Raw genomic sequence first — 21,888 nt, forward strand, 5'->3', positions numbered from 1 at the left:
AGTAAAGTAAAGATAAGAAACATGTGAACTTGCAACCTTTGCTTTAGGAGGAGATTGTGTGCGACACGCATTAATAACAGCGGGTTCTAAGGGACTTGGCAGGAAAGTCACCGAGTCTTTACTGAATATGGGGTATTCTGTGACAGTGAATTATCGAAGTGATGATGAAGCTGTCCGGCAGATGAAAGAAGAATTGCAGGAATACGAAGAAAAGCTTCAATTTGTCCAAGGAGATGTGACAAACAAAGAAGATTTAAAAAACATGGTAGAGCTGGCAGCAGAGCGATTTGGGCGGATCGATGCCTTGATTAACAATGCTGGACCTTATATTTTTGAACGTAAGAAACTAGCGGATTACTCTGAAGATGAATGGTATCAAATGATGGAAGGCAACCTATCTGCTGTGTTCCATTTGTTCCGAATGGTCATCCCCATGATGAGAAAACAAGGCTTTGGCCGCATTATCACGTATGGCTTCCAAGGAGCAGACCATGCACCAGGCTGGATGCACAGATCAGCCTTCGGAGCGGCAAAAGTGGGGCTGGCGTCATTGACGAAAACCATTGCGATAGAAGAAGCCGAAAACGGCATCACAGCCAATATGGTTTGTCCAGGCAAAATCGTTGGAGACATGAAAGAATCCACAATAGAAGAAGCACGCCAGATCAAAGACGATGAAACGCCTATTGGCAGGTCTGGTACTGGAGAGGATATAGGGCGCATCATTTCATTTTTATGCGATGACCGCTCAGACCTGATTACAGGGACCGTTATTGAAGCAACAGGTGGTCTTAACGTCATTCACAGACATTAAGTTTTTCAGCTTTTTATACAGGGAATAGATGAAATGAGATCAAATTCGAAAGGTGGATATACTCACATGAAAGCTACATATCACGGACATTCAGTCGTACACATTGAAACAAACGGATACCATATTTGGATTGATCCATTTTTAAAAGGAAATAAACACACAGATATCAAGCCGCAAGATGTCAAAGCGGATGTCATTTTACTGACACATGGGCATGGAGATCACCTCGGTGACACCATTGAAATCGCTAAAAACAATGACGCGCTCGTTGTCGCGCCAAACGAACTTGCCGTTTATTTAAGCTGGCAAGGGGTGAAAACGCACCCGCTTCATATCGGCGGCGGACGTGAGTTTGAATTTGGTAAAGTCAAGCTCACGCAAGCGTTCCATGGTTCAGCTGTCATTGATGAAGATGCAAAAACGATTACGTATACAGGCATGCCATCAGGTATTTTATTTACTGCAGAGGGCAAAACGATTTATCATGCTGGAGACACTGCGCTCTTTTCAGATATGAAGCTGATCGGTGAGCTGAATCATATTGAGCTTGCATTCCTTCCGATCGGTGATAATTTCACGATGGGGCCGGACGATGCAAGAATCGCAGCCGAATGGCTTCGGGCGAAGCAGGTCGTGCCGATTCACTACAGCACATTCCCGCCGATTGAACAGGACCCGCATGCATTTGCAGACAGCCTGCATGGCGGCGTTGGTCATGTGTTAAACAGCGGAGAATCGATTGAGATTTAATCAACATAGCAAAAAGCCGGCATTCCAATGCCGGCTTTTTTTGTTTACGTGTATCGTGCTGAAAAAGACAAATTGCTATTAAAAGCCTCCTGCCCTTATAATGAAACATAGATGAAAACGCTGAAAACAAAAAGGGTGAACGGGATTGGCGACAAAGCATGAACAAATTTTATCGTATATTGATTCATTAGATGTTGGAGAGAAAATTTCTGTCCGGCGTATTGCGAAAGAAATGAAAGTGAGTGAAGGGACCGCTTACCGGGCCATCAAGGATGCTGAAAATAAAGGATTCGTCAGTACCATTGAACGAGTTGGTACCATTCGGATTGAACAGAAGAAAAAAGAAAATATTGAAAAGCTGACATATGCAGAAGTGGTCAATGTTATTGATGGACAGGTGCTTGGAGGACGAACGGGCTTACATAAAACATTAAACAAATTTGTCATCGGTGCGATGGAGCTTGATGCGATGATGCGCTACACGGCAGCTGGAAACCTGCTGATTGTCGGAAACCGGATCAATGCACACAGACAAGCATTAGAGGCAGGAGCAGCTGTGCTGGTCACGGGCGGCTTCTCAACAGATGATGAAATCATTCAGCTCGCAGATGAGCTTGAGCTGCCGATCTTATCGACAAGCTACGATACATTTACCGTAGCAGCTCTCATAAACCGAGCCATTTATGACCAACTCATAAAAAAAGAGATTGTGCTTGTGGAAGATATTTTAACGCCGATCGAACGAACGGTGTATTTATCACCAGAGGATAAGCTTGAAAAATGGTATGAAAAGAATTATGAAACTGGCCATGGCCGTTTTCCGGTCGCAGACGACCAAATGAAAATTCACGGAATCCTCACCTCAAAGGATATCGCGGGGCATGACCGCTCTACACCGATTGAAAAGGTGATGACGAAAAATCCGCTGACAGTCATTGGAAAAACCTCTGTCGCCTCTGCTGCTCAAATGATGGTATGGGAAGGCATTGAGGTGCTGCCAGTCGTAGATGATTATGCGAAACTAATTGGGATGATCAGTCGTCAGGATGTGCTGAAGGCGCTTCAAATGATTCAAAAGCAGCCGCAGGTCGGCGAAAAACTGGATGATGTTGTCTCAAGAGGCTTTAAAGATACCGATACAGATAAGCCAAAGGCAGATGCTGTGTATCAATATGAGGTCACACCCCAAATGACAAACCAGCTCGGAAACATTTCATATGGAGTGTTCACGCAAATTTTAATTGAATCCGCCAACCGCTTCTTAAAGTCTCATAAAAAAGGGGAGCTGATTGTCGAAAGTCTCTCTGTCTACTTCTTAAAACCGGTTCAAATGGAATCCACGATACAGATCAAGCCAAATATTTTAGAAGTAGGACGCAAGTTTGGAAAGCTGGAAGTGGAGGTTTATCATCAATCGAATATCGTCGGGAAAGCGATGCTGATGGTGCAGCTGATGGAGAGAGGATAATCGTAAAAGGGCGATGACAAAAATGACAAAGGGCTAAAATAAACATCATTTTAGCCCTTCTCTCTTATTATGCGTGATCTTTTTCGCCTTCCTTTAAAAAGAGCGGAAGGTAATGCTTGTAGGCTTTATATCCAGCCCACGTACTGCCGATACCGACAGCAACAAAAATAAATCCAATGACAAATGCGAGTGACGAGCGGTTTAAAAATAATTGATTCACACCGAAGAGCAGGACAAAGCAGCCAAGTGCCATACTGGATTTAGCCGACCAGAATTTCTTTTCGACTGGACGGTTCGTACGGACATTCTTTGCTTTGTAGTATAAATAAAACATGGCAGAACAAATAATAAACACAATCAAAACAAGCATGTGCCAAGCCTCCATTGTAAGTGGTTACAACCCTATTTTAAACGTAAATAGGCTTGCTTACTAGAATAAATTGTCTATTTCTCACTTTTCCGTCAGGATAGATTATGATTTAATAATAAAAAGAGTATCGGATAAGAAGGAGTTTTTATGAAAAAAGAACTGATTAGAACCATATCATTATATGACACCATCATCATTCATAGACATGTAAGACCAGATCCTGATGCGTATGGATCGCAGTGCGGCCTTACGGAAATCTTGCGTGCCACCTATCCAGAAAAAAATATTTATGCGACAGGAACCCCGGAGCCATCCCTTTCATTTTTGTATGAACTTGATGAGGTGCCGGATGACGTGTACAAAGATGCCCTTGTCATTGTCTGTGATACAGCCAATCAAGCAAGAATTGACGATCAGCGCTATTCAATGGGCGATAAGCTGATGAAAATTGACCATCATCCAAATGAAGATCCGTATGGTGATTTGCTTTGGGTGGATACAGAGGCAAGCTCTGTGAGCGAAATGATTTATGAATTGTATTTAGAGGGGAAAGAAGAAGGATATCAGCTGAATACAAAGGCGGCTGAACTCATTTATGCCGGCATTGTAGGAGACACAGGCCGCTTCCTTTTCCCAAACACGACGAAAAAGACGCTCAAATATGCTGGAGAACTTATTGAATATCCATTTTCATCTTCAGACCTTTTCAATCAATTGTATGAGACGGACCTAAATGTCGTGAAATTAAATGGCTATATTTTTCAACATATTTCTTTGTCAGAGAATGGGGTCGCCTCTGTTTTCATTAAGCAGGATATTTTGGAATCGTTCCAAACAACAGCGCAGCAAGCCTCACAGCTTGTTGGGACACTTGGAAATATTGCAGGGATTAAGGCATGGGTCTTTTTTGTGGAAGAAAACGATCAGATTCGTGTCAGATTCCGCTCGAAAGGCGTCGTCATTAATACCATTGCGAAAAAATATCATGGCGGCGGCCACCCGCTTGCAGCTGGTGCGTCTATTTATGATTGGGCCGTGGCAGATGAGATTTTGCGTGATTTAGAAGAAGTATGTAAATCATCATCATGAGAGAGGGGGGCTTCAAGTCCCCTCTCTCTTTTTTTGTCATGGAGAAAAGGGTTACTTGCATACAGGGATAAACCAGCAGCCGATGTCAGTTGAATCTTCATAGGCTTGGAGATTTTGATGCTTTAATTCTTTTTTAATTAAATGAGCCATCATTTCTGTCTCAGCATAAGCACACATGCCGTCTTTGATCCGGCTTGCTTTGTCTCGTGCCATTTGACGATAGCTGTAAACCTCCATTGTCCTCACCTCTTTCTGTTTTAGATCTCGTTCTACTTTTAGTGTATAAAAATAATGAGGGAAAAGCGATCATTGAGGGCAGAAATTCATAAAAATTCCACATGATCATTTATTCAGCAAATGAAATGCGCACTTCAAGTGAAAGCTTCGTATAAATCGTCAGCTCTGTCACTTTGGCGCGATATGCCTTTTCCCGAATGGTATATTCTTTATTTTCCACCGTCCGTTTTAATAATTCCTTTGTTTTATAGACACTTTCAATATCCTTTGTAATGACCTCTGAGATATCCTCTTTGACCTGATCTTCAAATTTCAGCGTATCTGGCTCTGGGATTTTATATTGCTCACGATTGACGAGATGGACATCTACGCTTTGGATCAGCAGCCGTTTCTTATTATCCTCATTTAACTTATGCAAATCTTCCCGATAGAGTGTGATTTGTTCTTTCAGACTGTCCATATGGTGCTGCTGGCTTCTAAGCTGTGTCACCTGCTTTTCCTGAAAGGTTCCGTATGTAAAGAGGAAAATGAGCCAGCTCACAATCGCGCCAAACATCATCCCTGCAAAAAAACGCTGCCAGCCTGGACGTTTGTACAGCTCCGGCACCCTCATGATGACACATGCTCCTGTGTGAGCCACGTAATAATGAGATAACCTGTTTGCGCACCGCCCATGGCAGAGACAATTAATAAAATCTGCTTGAAAATATCACGCGTGTTCCCTTCGAAAATGCCTCTTTCAAAGCTATAAACGGCATCAAAAGTTCCACCGATAGCTGCGACAAGCGCCCAAATCTTTAAACGGTTGGCAAGACTCGTAATAATGGATAAAGGCGGCTGACCAGATAAATAAGCACCAACACCACCTATGATGGCACCGCCCAAAATGACCCCAAGAGCAATAAAATAACAGCTAATAAAATTCGGAATAAAAGCTTCCTTCACATCCATTGTGTCCACCTCACTCTATTCAATATATGGTGTGTGCGGGACAAGTATGAACGGACAGAAAAGAAAGAACATTTGTTTCTCACCGCATCGCGTTTTATAATGAAAGAATGACTTTAGACGAAAGGAGTGGATTAAGCATGTCTTATGTTCATCTTCAGGTCCACAGTGGATACAGCTTATTAAGCAGTGCGGCAAAAGTAAAGGAGCTCGTGCTGAAAGCGAAAAAACTTGGCTGCAAGGCGCTCGCTCTTACCGATGACCATGTGATGTATGGAACGGTTGAATTTTATAAGGAATGTAAAAAACATGGCATCAAGCCGGTCATCGGTTTAACAGCTTCTGTCTTCATAGATGAACAAGAGACAGAGGCTTATCCCTTGGTACTCCTTGCCAAAAACAATGAAGGCTACCAAAACTTGATCAAAATCAGCAGTGTGCTGAAATCAAAATCTAAAGCTGGACTGAAAGAAAAATGGATGAAAAGCTATCACCGCGGGCTCATTGCCATCACGCCAGGCGTTTCCGGCTACATTGAAACGCTGCTTCAGCATGATCAGATAGAAGAAGCGCATGATGCGGCGAAACAATTGAAAGATATTTTCGGTGAGGGACATGTGTACATCGCACTTCAGCCGTTTCAGCAAAACGAATCGCTTGCCGGTAAACTCAAGGACGTCTCAAAAAGTGCGGAGATTCCTCTTGTTGCGACGGGAGATGTCCACTATATCAATCGAGAAGACAAAACCGCCTATACGTGTTTAAAAGCCATTAAAGCAGGGCAGCAGCTGTCAGAGATTGAGGAAGACCGAGGAGAAAAGCATTTCAGAACCCTTGAGGAAATGAAGGAATGGTATGCGCAAGATGAGGAGCTGCTGACAAGAACGGTGGAGATCGCAGACCGCTGTGAAGTCGATTTGAATCTTGGGCAGACAAAACTCCCATCCTATCCGACTCCTGATCAATTAACAGCAGATCAGTTTTTACGCAAAGTGTGCGCAGAAGGGATGAAGCAAAGAAAGATTGCTTCAAATGATACGTATGTGAAAAGACTTGAGTACGAACTGAGCATTATCCAAAAAATGAATTTCAGTGATTATTTTCTCATCGTGTGGGATTTTATGAAGTATGCCCATGATCAAGGCATTGTCACAGGGCCAGGACGTGGATCGGCAGCAGGGTCACTTGTTGCGTATGTATTGTTTATTACAGATGTTGATCCGCTCCGTCACGGTCTGTTGTTTGAGCGTTTTTTAAATCCTGAGCGAATCAGTATGCCAGATATTGATATTGATTTCCCCGATACGAGAAGAGATGAAATCATTTCTTATGTAAAAGACAAATACGGAGACATGCATGTGGCACAAATTGTCACGTTTGGAACACTTGCAGCAAAGGCAGCCTTAAGAGATGTCGGACGTGTGATGGGGATTGATTCAAAGGCAGCGGACCGTCTTGCAAAGCTGATTCCGTCAAAGCCAGGAACGACGCTGAAAGAAGCGGTGGCTGCATCCCCTGAATTAAAAACGATGCTCCAGCAATCCGAGGAGCTTCGAAAGGTCTTTCAAACCGCTTTAAAGGTTGAAGGCTTGCCAAGACATACCTCCACACATGCAGCCGGCGTTGTGCTAAGCGAGGAGCCGCTGACAGAGGTCGTTCCAATTCAAGACGGCCATGATGGTGTGTATTTAACGCAGTATGCGATGAATTATTTAGAAGATCTCGGACTTTTAAAGATGGATTTCTTAGGACTAAGAAACTTAACCTTAATTGAATCCATTAAAAACCAGATTGAAAGACAGGAAAACGTCCACATTAACTTTAGTGACATTTCATATGAAGATCAGAAAACATTTGAATTGTTATCAGCGGGAGATACAACTGGGATTTTCCAGCTTGAATCACAAGGAATGCGTCAGGTGCTGAGACGCCTGAAGCCCTCTAGTTTAGAAGACATCGTGGCGGTCAATGCCCTCTACCGTCCAGGTCCAATGGAGAATATCCCGCTCTTTATCGACCGAAAGCACGGCAGAGTCAAGGTCTCTTATCCGCATCCTGATTTGTATGACATTTTAAAGGACACATATGGGGTCATCGTCTATCAGGAGCAAATCATGCTGATTGCGGCGAAGATGGCAGGCTTTCAGCTGGGCGAGGCAGATCTATTAAGAAGAGCAGTTTCGAAGAAGGATAAAAAGGTCCTTGATGAAGAGCGAAGCCATTTTGTTGAAGGATGCCTAAAAAAGGAGTATCCTGTTAACATTGCAAATGACGTTTATGACTTAATCGTCAAATTTGCAAACTATGGTTTTAATAGAAGCCATGCTGTTGCATATAGCATGATTGGCTTTCAGCTTGCTTACTTAAAAGCGCATTATCCGTTATATTTTATGTGCGGACTTTTAACGAGTGTGATTGGAAATGAAGACAAAGTCGCTCAATATTTCTATGAGGCAAAGGAAAAAGGGATATCTGTGTTGAAGCCTTCTATTAATACGAGTGAATTTCCATTTACGGTTGAAAAAGGGGAGATCCGCTACAGCTTAAGAGCGATCAAAAATGTCGGAGTGTCAGCTGTAAAGGATATATACAGGGCAAGACAGGAAAAGCCGTTTGAAGATTTATTTGATTTTTGCGCAAGAGTATCAGCAAAGAGTGTCAACCGAAAAACGATTGAAGCGCTCATTTTTTCAGGGGCGATGGATGAGCTTTATCCAAATCGTGCTTCGTTATTGGCATCAATAGATATTGCATTAGACCACGTGTCATTTTTAAATCCAGATGATCAACTGGACTTTCTGGGGGATACAACCTTCTCCATTAAGCCAAAATATGCGGAGATAGAAGAACTGCCGCTTGTCGATCTCCTGCAATTTGAAAAAGAGGCACTTGGGTTATATTTATCAAATCATCCTGTACAAACGTACCGAGATCGCTTAAGAGAGAATGGTGCAGTGGAAATCATCAGACTTTCTTCCTATATAAAGCGAAAGATCTCAATGGGTGGTCTTTTGACAAAAGTGAAATCGATTCGGACAAAAAATGGACAATCGATGGCATTTGTCACATTTGGGGATGAAACGGGAGAAATGGAAGGCGTCGTCTTTCCAGAGCAATTTAGAAAGCTGTCCCCCTTACTTGAGGAGGGCGCCATGCTTTATGTTGAAGGCAGAATAGATGTCAGAAATGACAGCAGCCAAATCATCGTGCAAGAAGCCGTTCTGCTTGAAGAGATGGGCACACAAAGAAAAGAGTCTGTCTACATTCGGGTGAAAGAAGAAAACCATATGCAGGAACTGCTAGAGCAAGTAAAGCGGGTGATCTCGATGCACAGCGGAGAAGCAGATGTCTATTTGTATTATGAGAAGCAAAAAAAGACAGTGAGACTTCCAGATGCATACAAGGTTCATGCAGATCATGCTGTGATTTTCCAGTTAAAAGAGCTGCTCGGTGAACAAAACGTTGTGATTAAATGATGACAAATCACCTGAATATGTTTTACAAATTCACCTATTGTGTTATCATTTTAAAGATTCTGTGTATTTAAAACTGCCAGTATGTGCTTATCAACTTAGCAATTCATTAAATCATTTTCCACTTGAAGGAGTGTTCTACACATGTCATTAAGAGAAGAAGCATTACATATGCACAAAGAGAATCAAGGCAAACTCGAATCAAAATCAAAAGTACAAGTGAAAAATGCAAAAGACTTGAGCTTGGCTTACTCACCTGGTGTTGCAGAACCATGTAAAGATATTTATGACGACACAAGCAAAGTGTATGATTATACAATGAAAGGCAATATGGTCGCTGTTGTCACAGACGGAAGCGCTGTTTTAGGGCTTGGTAATATTGGTGCAGAAGCATCTCTTCCAGTAATGGAAGGAAAAGCTGTATTATTCAAAAGCTTCGCGGGCGTTGATGCCTTCCCGATCGCGCTTGCGACAAACGATGTAGACAAAATCGTTGAAACAGTAAAGCTTCTTGAGCCAACGTTTGGCGGTGTCAACCTTGAAGATATTGCAGCTCCAAACTGCTTCATTATCGAAGAGCGCTTGAAAAAAGAGACAAACATTCCAGTGTTCCACGATGATCAGCACGGAACAGCGATTGTCACAGTAGCAGGACTTGTAAATGCCTTGAAACTGTCTGGAAAATCAATGTCCTCCATCAAAGTGGTGGCAAACGGCGCTGGAGCAGCGGGAATTGCGATTATCAAGCTTCTATATCATTTCGGTGTACGTGATATCATCATGTGTGATACAAAAGGCGCAATTTACGAAGGCCGCCCGAACGGTATGAATACAGTGAAAAATGAAGTCGCTAAATTCACGAACCAAGACCGTAAAGAAGGTTCATTAGAAGAAGTCATTGAAGGCGCAGACGTCTTCATCGGGGTTTCAGTAGCAGGCGCTTTAACAAAAGAAATGGTTGGAAAAATGGCAAAAGATCCTGTCATCTTCGCTATGGCGAATCCAAATCCAGAGATCATGCCAGAAGATGCACATGCAGCAGGTGCAAGTGTTGTAGGAACTGGCCGTTCTGACTTCCCGAACCAAGTGAACAACGTACTGGCATTCCCAGGAATTTTCCGCGGAGCATTAGATGTACGTGCAACTCACATTAACGAAGAAATGAAAATTGCAGCCGTTGAAGCGATTGCTTCTCTTGTTTCAGATGAGAAATTGTCAGCTGAATACGTCATCCCTGAACCATTTGATGCACGTGTAGCACCAGCGGTAGCAAAAGCGGTAGCAAAAGCAGCAATGGAAACTGGCGTTGCAAGAATCAAAGTCGATCCAGAAGCAGTCGCTGAAAAAACAAGAAAATTAACGATTATCGGCGAATAATCAATTGGAAAAGTGTGCACGTTCTTTCTGAAATTGGAGGAAAGACGTGCACCATTTCCTCTCTTACGCGAAAATTTTTTCATCCGGAATGATATTTTTTTGTAGACGTTCACAATTCACATATATCAACTGCTCAGCGCCCCAAACACATACTCATTTCTCATCAATTCCCCATTGAAAAAATTGAATGAAGGATGACAGCGTTTGACAAAAAAAGTACAATAGTTTCGGTACAGTTATGACATGTCCTATAATAGTGGATGTGCGTGTAAAGAAAAAACCCTTCAAAAAGGGAGGTAGTCATTTGTCAATCAAAAATATTTTCAGTAAAAAGAAAAAATATGCATCTGTACCCTCTGAACAGGCAAGCCAAGATGTGCCTGAAGGCATCATGACCAAATGTCCGCAATGTAAAAAAATAATGCTCACCAAAGAATTAGATAAAAATTTACGTGTTTGCATGAATTGCGGCAGACATTTGCAAATGAATGCAAAGCAGCGTATTGATAGCCTTGTAGACGAAGGCACATTTGAAGAATTTAACGGGCACCTGATCTCAGAAAACCCGCTCGGATTCCCAGGCTACGAAGAAAAGCTTGAGAAAGACAGAGAAAAAACGTCTTTGAATGAAGCCATTGTCACAGGTCAAGGTGAAATTGAAGGCCAGCGTGCTGTGATCGCTGTCATGGATGCCACGTTCCGTATGGGCAGCATGGGCTCGGTTGTTGGTGAAAAGATCACACTGGCGATTGAGAAAGCAAAGGCGGACAAGGTGCCATTTATCATCTTTACTGCATCGGGCGGAGCGAGAATGCAAGAGGGGATCCTCAGTCTCATGCAGATGGCAAAAACAAGCTCAGCATTAAAACTGTTCAGCGAGGACCAAGGTTTGATTATCTCTGTGATGACGAACCCGACAACTGGCGGTGTATCAGCTAGTTTCGCCTCTCTTGGTGATTACAACTTTGCAGAACCTGGTGCTTTAATTGGGTTTGCAGGCCGTAGAATCATTGAACAAACCATTCGTGAAGACCTGCCAGAGGACTTCCAAACGGCTGAATTTTTAATGAAGCATGGTCAATTGGATGCTGTCATTCACCGTGCAGAGATGAAAGAAACACTAGGCCGAATCTTAGCATTACACAGCACAGGAGGTGAACGAGAGTGGCTGGAGAACTAGAATTTGAAAAACCTGTCATTGAACTTCGAGCGAAAATTGATGAACTGAAAAAGTTCACACAAAACTCAGAAATGGATTTAAGTGCAGAAATTGAGCGCCTTGAAACACGTCTGAGCAAGCTTGAAGCAGACATTTATACAAATTTAAAGCCGTGGGACAGAGTGCAAATTGCTCGTCATGCGATGCGTCCAACAACTCTCGATTACATTCAAGAGCTGTTTGACAACTTTTTCGAATGTCATGGTGACCGTTTCTATGGTGATGATGAAGCCATTGTTGGAGGAATCGCCACGTTTAAAGGGCTTCCTGTCACAGTCATTGGCCATCAGCGCGGAAAAGACACAAAAGAAAACTTGCGCCGAAATTTCGGAATGCCTCATCCAGAAGGCTACCGTAAAGCGCTGCGCTTGATGAAACAAGCAGATAAATTTAATCGCCCGATCATTTGCTTTATTGATACAAAAGGAGCTTATCCTGGGAAAGCAGCTGAAGAACGCGGACAAAGTGAAGCAATTGCGAAAAACCTATTCGAAATGGCAGGACTTCGTGTACCGGTTGTCTGTATTGTCATCGGAGAAGGCGGAAGTGGCGGCGCACTAGGCTTAGGCGTAGGAAACCACCTATACATGCTAGAGAATTCAACGTATTCAGTGATTTCACCTGAAGGTGCAGCAGCACTGCTCTGGAAGGACTCATCACTTGCGAAAAAAGCTGCAGAGACAATGAAAATTACCGCTCCAGACCTAAAAGAATTAGATATTATAGATGATGTTATTAAAGAAGTGCAAGGTGGAGCACATCGAGACGTGAAACAACAAGCAGCCTACATTAAAAAAACATTAAAACAGTCACTTACATCTTTGCTCAAACTAACACCTGAAGAACTAGTCGAACAAAGATATCAAAAATACAAAGCAATCGGGAAAGTATCGGTTGAAAATCAATATATTGGGGTAAACTAAATAAACGTACAGCCTTTTTGGCTGGCGTTTATTTTTTTCACCCTTTTTCATGAAAACCGTCCTCATGTAAGCGCTATTTGAAAATAATTTTCTTTTGTTTTCATAAAATTTGAAACGTCTGAAAACCTTGATATGATAAGCTTTAGAAGGATCGATCTTCCTCGTTTTTGAAAGAATTGCTTTCATGACTTTCTTAACTTTTGTTTAAAAACGGTTTATTTAATTGTATAATAAGTACGGTTTTAGAAATACGTATTGAAAACATCCGGTTTTGCTCATGATTGTTTTCAAGCAGTGGAAATGGTATGTTTAATTCATATATGGTCTCTGAGGTGAAAAAGATGAAGCGTATAGGAGTTTTAACGAGCGGTGGGGATTCCCCAGGAATGAATGCAGCTGTGCGCGCAGTTGTAAGGAAAGCGATTTACCATAATGTTGAAGTTTACGGTATTTATAATGGATATTCAGGTCTAATTAACGGTAAAATTGAGAAACTTGAAATAGGTTCAGTTGGCGATATCATTCATCGTGGAGGAACAAAACTTTACACGGCAAGATGCCCTGAATTCAAGACAGTTGAAGGTCGTGAAAAAGGCATTGAGAACTTAAAAAAATTCGGTATTGAAGGACTTGTTGTGATCGGCGGAGACGGTTCATTCATGGGAGCGAAGAAATTAACTGAGCTTGGTTTTCCATGTGTAGGTGTCCCGGGTACAATCGACAACGATATCCCAGGTACTGATTTCACTATTGGCTTTGATACAGCACTGAATACAGTCATTGACGCCATTGATAAAATTCGTGATACAGCCACATCTCATGAACGTACATACGTAGTGGAAGTAATGGGAAGACATGCTGGTGATATTGCTCTTTGGTCAGGTCTTGCAGGCGGAGCCGAATCTATTTTGATTCCTGAAGCAGACTATGACATGGATGAAATTATTGCGAGGTTAAGAAGAGGGCACGAGCGCGGCAAGAAGCACAGTATCATTATCGTCGCAGAAGGCGTAGGCAGCGGTGTTGAATTTGGTAAGCGGATTGAAGAGGAGACAAGCCTTGAAACCCGTGTATCTGTCTTAGGACATATTCAGCGCGGAGGTTCTCCAAGCGCATTTGACCGAGTACTGGCAAGCCGTTTAGGAGCATACGCAGTAGAACTTCTTCTTGAAGGAAAAGGCGGACGCTGTGTGGGCATTCAAAGCAACGAACTCGTTCACCACGATATTTTAGATATCTTAGATAAAAAACATACAGTCGACCAAAATATGTACCGACTTTCACAAGAGCTCTCTATATAAAACGAGAAGACCTTAGGAGGAACAGTAATGAGAAAGACAAAAATCGTTTGTACAATCGGTCCAGCAAGTGAAACCATTGAAAAGCTGACTGAATTGATTGAAGCAGGAATGAATGTAGCCAGACTAAACTTCTCTCATGGAGATTTTGAAGAGCATGGTGCACGCATTGAAAACATTCGTAAAGCAGGTAAAACATTAGGCAAGGACATTGCGATCCTTCTTGATACAAAAGGTCCAGAGATCCGTACACGTACAGTTGAAAACGGCTCAATTGAGCTAGTCGCTGGTGCAGATCTTATCGTGAGTATGGAAGACATTGTTGGAAATACGGAAAAAATTAGTGTGACGTATGAAGATTTAATTCATGATGTAGAAGTGGGCTCAACGATTCTATTAGATGATGGTCTTATTGGTTTAGAAGTGAAAGAAATTAACATGGACCGCAAAGAAATCGTCACAAAAGTCATGAATACAGGCACGCTCAAAAACAAAAAAGGTGTAAACGTACCAGGTGTAAGTGTGAACTTGCCAGGTATTACAGAAAAGGATGCCAATGATATTCTGTTCGGAATTGAACAAGGCGTCGATTTCATCGCTGCTTCTTTTGTTAGACGAGCTTCTGATGTGCTTGAAATTCGTGAGCTTCTTGAAAAGAATAATGCGGCTGACATTCAAATCATTCCTAAGATTGAAAACCAAGAGGGTGTTGATAACATCGATGAAATCCTTGAGGTATCAGATGGTTTGATGGTTGCGCGTGGAGATCTTGGTGTAGAGATCCCGGCAGAAGAAGTACCGCTTGTTCAAAAAATGCTGATCAAAAAATGCAATCGTTTAGGCAAACCTGTCATCACAGCTACCCAAATGCTTGATAGCATGCAGCGTAATCCTCGTCCAACTCGTGCGGAAGCAAGTGACGTGGCAAATGCCATTTTTGATGGCACAGATGCGATTATGCTTTCTGGTGAAACAGCAGCAGGAACATATCCAGTGGAAGCTGTACAAACGATGCATAACATTGCATCACGTTCAGAAGATGCACTCAACTATAAAGCAATTCTTTCTCGCAGAAGCGAAGAAGTAGAAGTCAGCATTACAGATGCCATCGGTCAATCTGTTGCACATACAGCGATGAAGCTTGACGTGGCAGCGATTGTGACACCTACGGAAAGCGGTCATACAGCGAGAATGATTTCAAAATATAGACCAAAAGCACCAATCGTAGCGGTCACAGCAAACGAATCAGTAGCAAGAAAGCTGTCTCTCGTATTCGGTGTATTTGCAAAGAGCGGATCAAAAACGACGTCTACTGATGAAATGCTTGAGAATGCAGTCGAGAAGTCGATCGAAACGGGCTATGTGAGACATGGCGATTTAATCGTCATTACAGCTGGTGTGCCAGTTGGTGAAACAGGTACAACGAACTTAATGAAAGTATATGTTGTTGGTGATATCATTGCGAAAGGTCAAGGAATTGGCCGTAAATCTGCATTTGGACCGGTTGTCATTGCACAAAGCGGAAAAGAAGCAGACGAAAAAATGTACGATGGGGCGATTCTTGTCGCAAACTGTACAGACCGTGATATGATGGGTGCTTTAGAGAAAGCATCTGCCTTGATCACTGAAGAAGGCGGCTTAACAAGCCATGCAGCAGTCGTTGGACTCAGCCTTGGTATTCCAGTGATTGTGGGTCTTGACAGCGCAACAACACTGCTAAAAGAAGGCGAAGAGATCACAGTAGATCCGGCACGCGGAGCGATCTACAAAGGCCGTGCAAGCGTCCTTTAAATCATACACACGAGGGGAGTTATCTGACTCCTCTCTTTTTTTATGTTACACTAAAAAAAGTAAAACAGCTTTCGATGAAAGATACCCCATGAGGTGATATGGTTGAAAAAATATTTGCTACTATTATTGATTCTGTTCCCTGCATTGGAAATCAGTTTATTTTTAATATCAAGTAAAATCATTGGCATTTTGCCAACGATGCTGATGATCGTACTCACGAGTGCACTAGGTGCTTATTTTGCAAGAAAGCAAGGAATCGAAGCTTTTCAAAAAGTGCAGAGAGATTTACAATATGGCAAAATGCCAGGGGTAACGATTGTCGATGGTTTTTGCATTCTGATTGGCGGTCTGCTGCTGCTCATTCCCGGCTTCTTATCGGATATCATTGGTGCGCTGCTACTCATTCCGATGACGAGAAAGCAAATCAAGCCGCTCTTTGAACGCTGGCTTAGAAACATGTCTAATCGCAATCGCTATACGATTATTCGCTAAAGAGACCTTGAGCTCAAGGTCTCTTTTACTTTTGCATGCCGTACCGAATGTATTGATAGATATCTCTAAAAACACCTGCATTACGAAATGCCTGCCACACGACAAGGGAAGCAGGACCAATGACAAGTCCAAGAAAACCAAAGCATTTTAACCCGACAAATAATGCCACAAGCGTTGCTAAAGGATTAAGCCCAATGGACTTGCTTAAGACTTTTGGCTCTGAAATTTGTCTTTGAATGAGCACGACAATATACAAAATGCCGAGCCCGATAGCGAGTGAAAGGTTTCCTGTCATAGCGGAGTAAATGATCCAAGGCAGAAAAACAGTACCGCTCCCGATATAAGGAAGTAAATCGACAAACCCAATACATAAAGCAATGACAAAGGCATGCTCGACTTTTAAGATGATCAGCCCAATGACGACGAGGCCGATGGTCATAGCAACAAGCAGAAGCTGCGCCTTCATAAAACCGGTAATGGCTTTTTTGATTTCAGATAAAATGGCGCGTGTATGCTGCCTCCATTTTGCGGGAAAGATACGAGAGCCATATTTTTTTAACGTAAACCAATCTTTCGTGATAAAAAAAGTCGCCAGTGCAGAAAACAAAAGGGTTGCGGCTGCATCAGGCAAAAGACCTAAAAAAGCCGGGATAAGCTCGAGCGTTTTTGAAAGAAAAGTCCCTATTTTTGCGGCAGCTTCATCGCCTAGCGCTTGGATTTGTCCTAAAATCGATTCCTTTTGACCTGCTTGAAGCGTATTAAATTGGGCGGTGACATCATGGTACAAAGGCAGAATCTTATCTGTAAAAAACCGTTCGACAATACCAATCATTTGATCAAGGTGTCCAGGCAGAACCTTTGCTAAATAAGCACTTCCTGAAATAATTTCTGCTACTAAGAGTGTGATGAAACCGGCTGCTGCCACTAAAAAGAGCAGTAGTACAATGACTACTACAATTCCTCTCGGCATTCCGGTGATCTCTTCTATTTTGCATACGACAGGATGAATCAGGCAGGATACAATAAGTGCAATCCAAAAAGGATATAAAAAAGGAAAAGACTGATATAAAAAGACAACCGCAAATACAGCAATGCTGATCATCATCAAACTTCGCAGAAAAATGGCCATATAGGTGTGATTCACACAATCCCCTCCAAAAAACAAGCATGTCCGATACTTCATTTTATTCAAAAAGATTAGTAATATGAAAAGGTCGCAATAAAAAGAAAGGAAGGGGCGGCGTATGTTTACTCAAGCAAATTTATTTTTGGTTCTTTTACTCGTTATTGCACTTATTGCAAAGAACAATTCATTAATTTTAGCGGTTTCTGTGCTGATTGCGATTAAGCTGATTGGTTTGGATCAAAAAATTTTCCCGGTTCTCCAATCAAAAGGCATCAATTGGGGTGTCACCGTCATTACAATTGCTGTGCTTGTTCCTATTGCAACAGGTGACATTGGATTTAAGCAGCTTGGAGAAGCCATGAAATCTTCTTATGCTTGGATTGCACTTGGGGCGGGTATATTAGTAGCATTAATCGCAAAAAACGGTATTGTGCTACTCGAAAATGATCCGCATATCACGGCAGCGCTTGTGTTCGGGACAATTTTGGCAGTCAGCTTATTTAAAGGTGTGGCTGTCGGTCCGCTGATCGGAGCAGGAATTGCTTATTTGGCGATGCAGACTGTGAAATTTTTCAGCGGTTGAAAAGAGAGTGGTTCATGCCACTTTCTTTTTTATTTTTTTCTTGCGTGAGCTTTTGCAAAAAAACATAATTAAATATAATAAAAGAAGCAAAATCCCTTTATTCCATGCCTTATATGGAAGACTGGAAAAAAAAATATCAAAAAAAATTATAGTTAAACATTTAACAAATGTCTGATTATTGTTTATAATGGGAATAGGCTTAATTTTGAACTCATTGATCACACAAGAGATATGAGGCTAAAAGCGCTCTAACCGTATAGGTAAATGTAAGCATTTTCTTTTCTGAACCTGCCGTCTTATTCGGATTGGATAGCGCTTTCAAAAAGCGAGAATTCTGCAACGAAGGGGAATCTTTTTAAAAAGGGGAGATTGAACATGACAGCAACAAGAGGTCTTGAAGGTATTGTGGCAACAACTTCATCCGTAAGCTCAATTATTGATGATACTCTTACTTATGTAGGGTACAATATCGATGATTTAACTGAAAAAGCTACATTCGAAGAAATTGTCTACCTGTTATGGCACTTAAAGCTGCCGAATGAGCAAGAGCTGAGTGAGTTAAAACAGCAGCTCAATGAAAATGCTCACATTCCGCAAGAAATCATTGAGCACTTTAAATCGTATTCGCTGGACGGGGTTCATCCAATGTCTGCGATTCGTACAGCGGTATCCTTACTAGGTTTACTCGATGACGAATCAGAGATTATGGACAAAGAAGCGAATTACAGAAAAGCCATTCGTTTACAGGCGAAAATTTCTGGACTAGTCGCTACGTTTTCACGCATTCGAAAGGGACTTGAGCCTGTACAGCCAAAAGAAGAATACAGCTATGCTGCGAACTTCTTGTATATGCTAAATGGCGAAGAGCCGTCACCAGTAGAAATTGAGGCAATTGATAAGGCACTCATTCTACATGCGGATCATGAATTAAACGCATCGACATTTACAGCACGTGTATGTGTTGCTACACTATCAGATATCTACTCTGGTGTAACAGCGGCTATCGGTGCGCTGAAAGGACCACTTCATGGCGGAGCCAACGAAGGCGTGATGAAGATGCTTTCAGAAATTGGCGAAGTTGAAAACGTAGATTCCTATATTCATGGTAAGCTAGAGAAGAAAGAAAAAATTATGGGCTTTGGCCACCGCGTATACCGTCAAGGTGACCCGCGTGCAAAGCATCTAAAAGAAATGAGCCAGCGTTTAACAAACCTCACTGGCGAGCCGAAATGGTATGAAATGTCTGTTCGCGCAGAGGAAATCGTGACATCAGAGAAAAATCTTCCACCAAATGTTGATTTTTATTCTGCATCTGTATATCACAGTCTTGGGATTGATCATGACTTGTTTACACCAATTTTCGTGATCAGCCGATTCTCTGGATGGATTGCTCACATTCTAGAGCAGTATGACAACAACCGTCTCATCCGTCCAAGAGCTGACTACATTGGACCTGATCTTCAAACCTTTGTTCCGATCAGTGAAAGAGACTAATGTTTATAGAATAAGCGGGGGCTGATCCTCAGGAAGGCCAATCAGCCTCTATATCAACAAAAAACGAATCACGTGAAAAACTTCTTCGCTTGCAGACATCAAGCCAAGAAGTTTCAAATATTCACTACATAACCTGGGAGGTAATATCATTGTCACAAGGCGAAAAAATTACAGTTACTGGCGGCGTATTGAATGTACCAAATAATCCAATTATCCCGTTTATCGAAGGGGACGGAATCGGTCCTGACATTTGGAAAGCAGCATCAAGAGTACTTGAAGCAGCTGTAGAAAAAGCATATAAAGGTGAAAAACAAATCACTTGGAAAGAAGTATATGCAGGTGAGAAAGCTTACAATAAAACTGGAGAATGGCTTCCTGAGCAAACACTTGAAGACATTCGTGAATACTTAATCGCGATCAAAGGACCACTGACAACACCAATCGGCGGAGGAATCCGTTCATTAAACGTGGCACTTAGACAAGAGCTTGATCTATTCACATGCTTACGTCCAGTTCGCTGGTTCCAAGGCGTACCGTCTCCTGTGAAACGTCCAGAAGACACAGATATGGTCATCTTCCGTGAGAACACAGAAGATATCTATGCTGGTATCGAGTATGCAAAAGGATCAGACGAAGTGAAGAAGTTAATTGACTTCTTGAAAAACGAATTAGGTGTAAACAAAATCCGTTTCCCAGAAACGTCAGGTATCGGAATCAAGCCAGTTTCTGAAGAAGGAACTTCTCGCCTTGTCAGAGCGGCTATCCAATATGCAATCGACCAAGGCCGTAAGTCTGTGACGCTTGTTCACAAAGGAAACATCATGAAATTTACAGAAGGTGCCTTCAAAAACTGGGGCTACGAAGTGGCTGAAAAAGAGTTTGGAGACAAGGTCTTTACATGGGCACAATATGATCGTATTGTAGAACAAGATGGAAAAGATGCGGCAAACAAAGCGCAAAGTGAAGCAGAAGCTGCTGGCAAAATTATTGTCAAAGACAGCATTGCAGATATTTTCCTTCAACAAATCCTAACTCGTCCAGCTGAGTTCGATGTTGTGGCAACAATGAACTTAAACGGAGATTACATCTCTGATGCTCTTGCAGCACAAGTTGGTGGAATTGGTATCGCACCAGGTGCGAACATCAACTACGAAACAGGACACGCTATTTTTGAAGCGACTCACGGAACAGCACCTAAATATGCTGGTCTTGATAAAGTGAATCCATCTTCTGTTCTTCTATCAGGCGTGCTTTTACTTGAGCACCTTGGCTGGCAGGAAGCAGCTGATCTAGTGATTCAATCTGTTGAAAAAACAATTGCATCAAAAGTCGTCACTTACGATTTTGCTAGATTAATGGATGGCGCAACAGAAGTGAAATGTTCTGAGTTTGCTGACGAGCTCATCAAAAACTTGTCTTGATTCTTAAACTTTAAAGTTAAAGGGGAAAAAGGAAATGGCAAACAAGCGTAAAAAAGTATCTGTCATCGGAGCAGGCTTTACTGGAGCAACTACAGCATTTCTAACGGCTCAAAAAGAATTAGCGGACGTCGTATTAGTCGATATCCCGCAGCTTGAGAACCCAACAAAAGGGAAAGCACTTGATATGCTGGAAGCAAGTCCTGTTCAAGGCTTCGATGCAAACATTACAGGAACTTCTAACTACGAAGATACAGCCGGTTCTGATGTCGTGGTCATTACGGCGGGAATTGCAAGAAAGCCGGGAATGAGCCGTGACGATCTCGTGTCAACAAATGAAAAAATCATGCGCAGTGTGACACGCGAAATCGTTAAATATTCTCCAGAAGCCATCATTGTTGTGTTAACAAACCCTGTTGATGCAATGACGTATGCAGTTTATAAAGAATCAGGATTACCAAAAGAAAAAGTCATTGGACAATCGGGCATTCTTGATACAGCACGTTTCCGTACGTTTGTTGCTCAAGAATTAAACCTATCTGTTAAAGATGTGACGGGCTTTGTACTTGGTGGACATGGCGATGACATGGTTCCTCTTGTTCGTTACTCTTATGCAGGCGGTATCCCGCTTGAAACATTGATTCCAAAAGATCGAATTGATGCAATTGTTGAAAGAACAAGAAAAGGCGGCGGCGAAATCGTGAACCTATTAGGTAACGGTAGTGCATATTATGCTCCTGCTGCTTCACTAGTCGAAATGGTTGAGGCGATCCTTAAAGATCAGCGCCGCGTCATGCCGACGATTGCTTACCTTGAAGGTGAATATGGCTACGAAGGCATTTACCTAGGTGTACCAACAATCGTAGGTGGCAACGGTCTTGAGAAGATCATCGAGCTTGAGCTGACAGAAGAAGAAAGAAGTCAGCTTGACCGTTCTGTTGAATCTGTTAAGAATGTCATGAAAGTATTGTCTTAATATGAATAAAAAAGAAGGCTTCTCTCATGAGGAGTCTTCTTT

At 42.2% G+C, this 21,888-nt stretch carries 20 protein-coding genes; 15 read left to right on the plus strand and 5 right to left on the minus strand.

From position 1 onward, the window contains the following. Positions 1-58 precede the first annotated feature (58 nt). The 3 genes from ACP7A0_RS06170 to ACP7A0_RS06180 all read left to right on the plus strand — a co-directional run bounded on the left by ACP7A0_RS06170 (position 59) and on the right by ACP7A0_RS06180 (position 3,032). A complete protein-coding gene (locus tag ACP7A0_RS06170; protein WP_008343153.1) occupies positions 59-814 on the plus strand; it encodes an SDR family oxidoreductase in 756 nt (251 codons plus the stop codon). 66 nt (positions 815-880) lie between these two features. Further along, entirely contained in the window at positions 881-1,564 is a 684-nt protein-coding gene (locus ACP7A0_RS06175) for a metal-dependent hydrolase (RefSeq protein ID WP_060596988.1), read from the plus strand. 145 nt (positions 1,565-1,709) lie between these two features. Further along, on the plus strand, positions 1,710-3,032 hold the full coding sequence (locus tag ACP7A0_RS06180) for a CBS domain-containing protein (protein WP_106031188.1): 1,323 nt from the start codon (positions 1,710-1,712) through the stop codon (positions 3,030-3,032). A 67-nt stretch (positions 3,033-3,099) separates the two neighbouring features. On the opposite strand, the gene ACP7A0_RS06185 is transcribed toward ACP7A0_RS06180, so the two are convergent. Continuing rightward, the gene (locus ACP7A0_RS06185) at positions 3,100-3,402 is read right to left on the minus strand and encodes a YtpI family protein (protein ID WP_003216665.1); all 303 of its coding nucleotides are present in this window, start codon (positions 3,400-3,402) and stop codon (positions 3,100-3,102) included. Between the two features lie 147 nt (positions 3,403-3,549). Here ACP7A0_RS06185 and ACP7A0_RS06190 point away from each other — a divergent pair, with 147 nt between their 5' ends. Beyond that, entirely contained in the window at positions 3,550-4,491 is a 942-nt protein-coding gene (locus ACP7A0_RS06190) for a DHH family phosphoesterase (RefSeq protein ID WP_003216520.1), read from the plus strand. 51 nt (positions 4,492-4,542) lie between these two features. Here ACP7A0_RS06190 and ACP7A0_RS06195 read toward each other — a convergent pair whose 3' ends face one another. From ACP7A0_RS06195 to ACP7A0_RS06205, 3 genes are all read right to left on the minus strand, one after another. Then, positions 4,543-4,728 carry a hypothetical protein gene (locus tag ACP7A0_RS06195; RefSeq protein WP_003216400.1) on the minus strand — a complete coding sequence of 62 codons (186 nt, stop codon included), beginning with the start codon at positions 4,726-4,728 and terminating at the stop codon, positions 4,543-4,545. 109 nt (positions 4,729-4,837) lie between these two features. Further along, positions 4,838-5,341 carry a sporulation membrane protein YtrI gene (gene ytrI, locus ACP7A0_RS06200; RefSeq protein ID WP_060596986.1) on the minus strand — a complete coding sequence of 168 codons (504 nt, stop codon included), beginning with the start codon at positions 5,339-5,341 and terminating at the stop codon, positions 4,838-4,840. Beyond that, positions 5,338-5,679 (minus strand): YtrH family sporulation protein, encoded by a 342-nt coding sequence (locus tag ACP7A0_RS06205; RefSeq protein ID WP_034661856.1) that lies wholly within the window; start codon positions 5,677-5,679, stop codon positions 5,338-5,340. Before ACP7A0_RS06205 ends, ytrI begins: the two co-directional genes overlap by 4 nt. Before the next feature lie 137 nt (positions 5,680-5,816). Between ACP7A0_RS06205 and dnaE the strand changes: the two genes are divergently transcribed. From dnaE to ACP7A0_RS06240, 7 genes are all read left to right on the plus strand, one after another. Beyond that, a complete protein-coding gene (dnaE, locus tag ACP7A0_RS06210) occupies positions 5,817-9,152 on the plus strand; it encodes a DNA polymerase III subunit alpha (RefSeq protein WP_426004581.1) in 3,336 nt (1,111 codons plus the stop codon). A gap of 141 nt (positions 9,153-9,293) precedes the next feature. Then, the gene (locus ACP7A0_RS06215; protein ID WP_034661854.1) at positions 9,294-10,526 is read left to right on the plus strand and encodes an NAD(P)-dependent malic enzyme; all 1,233 of its coding nucleotides are present in this window, start codon (positions 9,294-9,296) and stop codon (positions 10,524-10,526) included. 304 nt (positions 10,527-10,830) lie between these two features. Then, the gene (gene accD, locus ACP7A0_RS06220) at positions 10,831-11,706 is read left to right on the plus strand and encodes an acetyl-CoA carboxylase, carboxyltransferase subunit beta (protein ID WP_034661853.1); all 876 of its coding nucleotides are present in this window, start codon (positions 10,831-10,833) and stop codon (positions 11,704-11,706) included. Beyond that, positions 11,691-12,668 (plus strand): acetyl-CoA carboxylase carboxyl transferase subunit alpha, encoded by a 978-nt coding sequence (gene accA / locus ACP7A0_RS06225; protein WP_034661852.1) that lies wholly within the window; start codon positions 11,691-11,693, stop codon positions 12,666-12,668. Before accD ends, accA begins: the two co-directional genes overlap by 16 nt. Before the next feature lie 341 nt (positions 12,669-13,009). After that, a complete protein-coding gene (gene pfkA, locus ACP7A0_RS06230; protein WP_012010865.1) occupies positions 13,010-13,969 on the plus strand; it encodes a 6-phosphofructokinase in 960 nt (319 codons plus the stop codon). 27 nt (positions 13,970-13,996) lie between these two features. Then, the gene (gene pyk / locus ACP7A0_RS06235; protein ID WP_066030563.1) at positions 13,997-15,757 is read left to right on the plus strand and encodes a pyruvate kinase; all 1,761 of its coding nucleotides are present in this window, start codon (positions 13,997-13,999) and stop codon (positions 15,755-15,757) included. A 102-nt stretch (positions 15,758-15,859) separates the two neighbouring features. Next, the gene (locus ACP7A0_RS06240; protein WP_034661850.1) at positions 15,860-16,249 is read left to right on the plus strand and encodes an FxsA family protein; all 390 of its coding nucleotides are present in this window, start codon (positions 15,860-15,862) and stop codon (positions 16,247-16,249) included. 25 nt (positions 16,250-16,274) lie between these two features. On the opposite strand, the gene ytvI is transcribed toward ACP7A0_RS06240, so the two are convergent. Further along, positions 16,275-17,393 carry a sporulation integral membrane protein YtvI gene (ytvI, locus tag ACP7A0_RS06245; RefSeq protein WP_375566113.1) on the minus strand — a complete coding sequence of 373 codons (1,119 nt, stop codon included), beginning with the start codon at positions 17,391-17,393 and terminating at the stop codon, positions 16,275-16,277. Positions 17,394-17,493: 100 nt separating this feature from the next. On the opposite strand from ytvI, the gene ACP7A0_RS06250 reads away from it, so the two are divergent. From ACP7A0_RS06250 to mdh, 4 genes are all read left to right on the plus strand, one after another. Then, positions 17,494-17,958: a DUF441 domain-containing protein gene (locus ACP7A0_RS06250; protein ID WP_375566111.1), complete on the plus strand. Its 465-nt coding sequence runs from the start codon at positions 17,494-17,496 to the stop codon at positions 17,956-17,958. A gap of 375 nt (positions 17,959-18,333) precedes the next feature. Then, on the plus strand, positions 18,334-19,452 hold the full coding sequence (gene citZ, locus ACP7A0_RS06255) for a citrate synthase (RefSeq protein ID WP_034661848.1): 1,119 nt from the start codon (positions 18,334-18,336) through the stop codon (positions 19,450-19,452). A gap of 149 nt (positions 19,453-19,601) precedes the next feature. Then, positions 19,602-20,873, plus strand: coding sequence for an NADP-dependent isocitrate dehydrogenase (icd, locus tag ACP7A0_RS06260; RefSeq protein WP_008346060.1), 1,272 nt, complete (start codon positions 19,602-19,604; stop codon positions 20,871-20,873). A gap of 34 nt (positions 20,874-20,907) precedes the next feature. Beyond that, complete coding sequence (mdh, locus tag ACP7A0_RS06265) at positions 20,908-21,846, plus strand: malate dehydrogenase (protein WP_034661844.1); 939 nt, start codon at positions 20,908-20,910, stop codon at positions 21,844-21,846. The last annotated feature ends 42 nt before the right edge of the window (positions 21,847-21,888 follow it).

The organism is Bacillus sp. DWP3-1 (assembly GCF_049896565.1).
In the GTDB taxonomy this organism is placed as follows: Bacteria; Bacillota; Bacilli; order Bacillales; family Bacillaceae; genus Bacillus.

Coding starts and splice junctions, on each gene's coding strand:
- ACP7A0_RS06175 (WP_060596988.1), top strand. CDS start 881: ATGAAAGCTACATATCACGGACATTCAGTCGTACACATTGAAACAAAC.
- ACP7A0_RS06185 (WP_003216665.1), bottom strand. CDS start 3,402: ATGCTTGTTTTGATTGTGTTTATTATTTGTTCTGCCATGTTTTATTTA.
- ACP7A0_RS06190 (WP_003216520.1), top strand. CDS start 3,550: ATGAAAAAAGAACTGATTAGAACCATATCATTATATGACACCATCATC.
- ACP7A0_RS06195 (WP_003216400.1), bottom strand. CDS start 4,728: ATGGAGGTTTACAGCTATCGTCAAATGGCACGAGACAAAGCAAGCCGG.
- ytrI (WP_060596986.1), bottom strand. CDS start 5,341: ATGAGGGTGCCGGAGCTGTACAAACGTCCAGGCTGGCAGCGTTTTTTT.
- ACP7A0_RS06205 (WP_034661856.1), bottom strand. CDS start 5,679: ATGGATGTGAAGGAAGCTTTTATTCCGAATTTTATTAGCTGTTATTTT.
- dnaE (WP_426004581.1), top strand. CDS start 5,817: ATGTCTTATGTTCATCTTCAGGTCCACAGTGGATACAGCTTATTAAGC.
- ACP7A0_RS06215 (WP_034661854.1), top strand. CDS start 9,294: ATGTCATTAAGAGAAGAAGCATTACATATGCACAAAGAGAATCAAGGC.
- pfkA (WP_012010865.1), top strand. CDS start 13,010: ATGAAGCGTATAGGAGTTTTAACGAGCGGTGGGGATTCCCCAGGAATG.
- pyk (WP_066030563.1), top strand. CDS start 13,997: ATGAGAAAGACAAAAATCGTTTGTACAATCGGTCCAGCAAGTGAAACC.
- ACP7A0_RS06250 (WP_375566111.1), top strand. CDS start 17,494: ATGTTTACTCAAGCAAATTTATTTTTGGTTCTTTTACTCGTTATTGCA.
- citZ (WP_034661848.1), top strand. CDS start 18,334: ATGACAGCAACAAGAGGTCTTGAAGGTATTGTGGCAACAACTTCATCC.
- mdh (WP_034661844.1), top strand. CDS start 20,908: ATGGCAAACAAGCGTAAAAAAGTATCTGTCATCGGAGCAGGCTTTACT.